Consider the following 1,374-nt stretch of genomic DNA (forward strand, 5'->3'; position numbering starts at 1 on the left):
GGTCAGGGCGTCCTTTGTGGAGACGGTATGATAGGCCCTGCCGTAGCTCTCCGGTGCATCGCCTTCGTCCACTACCATAATCCCCATCATGGCCGCCTGCTGACCTGAGGAAGCCACATAAAAACCAACTTCAGAAGCACCGCGGGTCATCACGATAGGCACTGTTCTGTCTTTAGAGACATTCGGGCCAAATACCTGACTGCCCAATCCTCCGGTGACTTGATCCGGACTGAGAAAAGCCAGCCAGTCAACAGTTGTATCCTTAAAAATAGAGTTGCCAGTAATCCATTTATCAGTTGTCTGGTAGGTATCTGTGATATTACCGCGTTTCCATTCAGCTACATATTCCCAGCCAGATCCGTTGGTGGTAAAAATAGCAAATTCTGCCGGATTAGCCTCCTCGCCGTCCGCCATGACAATGGTCGGCTGCACGGGCTTACCGCGGTAGACAGCTTCTACTTTGAACTCCACTCCGTAGTTAGCAGAGTCAGTAGACACCAGGAGCTGGGTCTTGCGGCCCTGAGTGTCAATCCCCTGCGATTTAATAGCAGACCACTGATTCTGAGCCTCGCCTTTGATTTTTGGACTTGTTCCTTTTCCGTAATGGTCGCTGATGGTCAGCCAGCTGTTAGCCGCATCGGCCTTATAAGTTCCGGCAGTATCCTTTCCTTCTACCCGTTTCTTATAAATTTCGGTGGCATTAAAAGGGCGCAGCGCTGTTACTGTTAAGGTCAGCTGATAGCCCGGAGAAATCTCCTTGCTGAAGACTGTTCCAACCTGAAAAGCACCGTCCGCATCCAAGTTTGTCAGAGCGTTGGTATCTCCAAAATCCAGCCAAGTAATCTGCTTCATCAGATCTTCCGGCCGTTTCTTTTCTGAGTCAGCCAGAGTCGGCTTGGCTGCTTTCGGACTGGCAGTCGCATCTTCTATCTCCGAGCTGGCAGATGGAGCCGCTGCTGCTGAAGCTGCTGGTTCAGCTGAAACCGCTGCTGGACTTGTCTGATTTTCAGCTGCCGGCTGGGCCTGCGTTTGGGTCTGACTGACTGAGTCAGCAGACGGAGCTGCGGCTTCAGTCTGACTTGCAGGCTGCGGATTTTCCTGAAGCTGCGCTGCTGCAGATGGAGATTCTGAAGCCGCCGGCTGGCTGCTTTCTGCACCACCAAAGCCCTGATCTGCACTCTCTGCTTGGGCAGCGGGACTTGCTGCCGTTTCAGCAGGGACAGCCGGACTGCTGGTCAGCTCTTGCTGATCTGCTGAAGCTGCGGCTATCTCATCTGCACTGGCAGCAGCTGCTGTCCCTAAAAGAAAAAGGGTCGACAGCAAAACAGAGCAGACTCCGACATTGAGCTTGCGAATTGAAAACTTTCGCACATG

Annotated in this window: 1 protein-coding gene; it reads right to left on the minus strand. The window is 52.8% G+C overall.

What is annotated here, in order from left to right; translation table 11 throughout:
• The coding region (locus STRDD11_RS13065; protein WP_128837663.1) for a CshA/CshB family fibrillar adhesin-related protein at positions 1 to 1,374 on the minus strand (1,374 nt) is incomplete at both ends.

The sequence above is a fragment of the Streptococcus sp. DD11 genome (assembly GCF_001578865.1).
Classification (GTDB): Bacteria; Bacillota; Bacilli; order Lactobacillales; family Streptococcaceae; genus Streptococcus; species Streptococcus panodentis.